Here is a 1,715-nt window from a genome sequence, read left to right on the forward strand (position 1 = left end):
CGCTTCTTGCTTGCCAATACTGATGATTTTGATCCTACTACCAATAGCGTGGATATCAACGAATTGGTGAGCCTTGATAAATTTATCATTGAGCGTGCACAAACAGTACAAGCACAAATCATCAATGCTTATGATGCGATGGACTTTCACCAAGTCACGCAACATATCACCGCCTTCTGCTCGCAAGACTTGGGTAGCTTCTATTTAGATATTATCAAAGACCGCCAGTACACCACCCAAACCGATGGTCAGCCGCGCCGCTCTGCGCAAACGGCTATTTATCATATTGCTCATGCACTTATTCGTTGGATTACACCGATTTTATCCTTTACCGCGCAAGAAGCATGGGAAGTATTACATGGTGCTGATAGCTATGTGTTTACTGAGGAATGGTATACCTTCCCAGAGTTTGAGCTGAGCGCCATCAGTAACGATGACTGGCAACGTATCATGCTCGCAAAAGATATGGTTAATAAACATATCGAAACGGCACGTGGCGAAAAAATCATCAATGCCAACTTATCCGCTGACGTCAATCTATATGCTGATGGCGCTATGCATGAAAGCCTAGCTAAGCTTGGTGAAGAGCTGCGTTTTGTACTCATTACCAGTAGCGCAACTTTAAAACCTTTGAGTTCTGCCCCTGCTAATGTAGCAAGCACAGATGAACAAGCGGACAGTAATAGTTCAGCGGCAGATTTAGTCGTCGAAGTAAATGCTGCAACCGGTACCAAGTGCGTGCGCTGCTGGCATATCCGTGATGACATTGGCACAGATAGCACACATTCAGAATTATGTGCTCGCTGTGCAACTAACGTCAGCGGTGACGGCGAGGTGCGCCACTATGCCTAATTTAACGCCTAATCCCACGAACTTACCGGATGATAAACAGCCGTCTATCGAAGTCGATAATTCACCTAAACCGGCTCATGCAACTACGGGTAGCTCATCGACACCTAAAAGTCGCTTGAATAAGACACCAAAGATGGTAGCTAATGGTCGCCTTGCGCTTAACTGGTATCTGTTGTCACTGGTCGTGGTTATTTTTGATCAGTGGACAAAATGGTTGGCTGAAACCAATCTGACTTTTCTTGAACCTGTGCCTGTCATCGAGCCGTTTCTAAATTGGACACTTGCCTACAACTACGGCGCGGCTTTTAGCTTTTTGGCAGATGCTGGCGGTTGGCAAAAGTGGTTTTTTGCAGGACTGGCGCTATTGATGTCGCTGTTCTTGATAGGCTATCTAGCTAAAGCGCCTCGACAAGCTAAGCTGTTATCACTAGGGTTAGCCTTAGTATTAGGCGGTGCCGTAGGTAATTTAATCGATCGCTTATTACATGGTCATGTCATCGATTTTATCCATGTGCATTATGCTGATGTTTGGCATTATCCTATCTTTAATATTGCTGATATTGGTATCTGTATCGGTGTGACAATGATTGTGATTGATATGCTGTTTCTAGAAAAGAAACGTGAAGTTTAACGCGTCTCATATCAGATAGCTTTATCAATAAAAAAGGTGGCTTTACGTATACGTAAAGCCACCTTTTTTTTGGCTCTTATTCCTACTATTTAAAAATCTATGAGTTATATAATCAGGGAAAAGCAATATCGATACATAACGTACTGCTGATATCAATTTTTCTTGCTTGCTGTGCCTACGCAGACAGAGGCTGCAAAAAATTTATACCAGCAGTACCATAGCGTTTTTAAGG

The 1,715-nt window shown here is 43.4% G+C and carries 2 protein-coding genes; both read left to right on the forward strand.

The genetic code is table 11. The features are described 5' to 3' along the window. The coding region (locus VLN09_RS06820; protein ID WP_325244933.1) for a class I tRNA ligase family protein at nt 1–852 on the forward strand (852 nt) is incomplete at its 5' end. Further along, the gene (gene lspA, locus VLN09_RS06825) at nt 845–1,483 is read left to right on the forward strand and encodes a signal peptidase II (RefSeq protein ID WP_325244935.1); all 639 of its coding nucleotides are present in this window, start codon (nt 845–847) and stop codon (nt 1,481–1,483) included. The genes VLN09_RS06820 and lspA, both read left to right, overlap by 8 nt. The last annotated feature ends 232 nt before the right edge of the window (nt 1,484–1,715 follow it).

Source organism: Psychrobacter sp., assembly GCF_035469765.1.
Classification (GTDB): domain Bacteria; phylum Pseudomonadota; class Gammaproteobacteria; order Pseudomonadales; family Moraxellaceae; genus Psychrobacter.

Bases quoted from the DNA above. Each gene is read 5' to 3' on its own strand.
- lspA (WP_325244935.1), top strand. From the start codon at position 845: ATGCCTAATTTAACGCCTAATCCCACGAACTTACCGGATGATAAACAG.